The 723-nt window shown below is 32.9% G+C and carries 1 pseudogene; it reads left to right on the top strand.

Annotated elements, in window-relative coordinates:
• Positions 1-26: 26 nt before the first annotated feature.
• Positions 27-723: pseudogene (locus UDIV_RS04160) on the top strand (BMP family ABC transporter substrate-binding protein); the annotation flags it as partial.

The raw sequence follows: 723 nt of genomic DNA, 5'->3' as shown, positions 1-723 counted from the left end.
CTGATGAACCAAAAGCTGGACAAATAATGGATCAATTAATTAGTAAGAAGGCTAGCTTGGTGTTAATGGCTGCTGGTGGACAAGGTAATATTGCAATTAACAAAATTATCAATGCTTCACACCCAATGTCTTTAGTTGGTGTTGATACTGCTCAAGAAAAAGACAATTCATTCAACAAGGCTCGTTTAACTAATACTGATCTTAATAATGGTAAACCAGTTCTTTTCTCAATTGTTAAGCGTGTTGATATGGCTGGATATGCTGTAATGAATTCAGCTAAAGAAGGTAAACAAATCGAAAAAGACCTTAAGAAAGATGCTTACAAGTTAGGTACACATACACTAGCTAGTTTTGATGAATCTACATTTGTTAAAGGTAATGCTTTAGTTCAATTATCTGAAGCTGGTAGAGGGACACTTATTGAAGCTTATAAATTAGTTGATCCAAGTGTTACAGATTACAACAGTGTTGTTGCTAAAGTTAGCCAAGATGAAATCTTTAAGATTTTAGATATTGAAAAATCTGAAGCAGATTTAGACAGTTTACTTGACCACACAATGGAAAATGGTGCTAAAAAATATACAAAAGTTAAAGATGAACACAAAAACAAATCAGTTATCGAACTTCAAAAACTTTTAGGTGGAGATGTTTATGTGGATAAAGATGGAACTGTTTATCCATACCGTAACAACAAATCTTCATATTTAGGAGATAAGACAGCTG

The sequence above is a fragment of the Ureaplasma diversum NCTC 246 genome, assembly GCF_000731915.1.
Lineage (GTDB): Bacteria > Bacillota_I > Bacilli_A > Mycoplasmatales > Mycoplasmoidaceae > Ureaplasma > Ureaplasma diversum.
The sequence above is the reverse complement of the archived record's forward strand: the minus strand, read 5'-3'. Positions and strand labels throughout refer to the sequence as shown.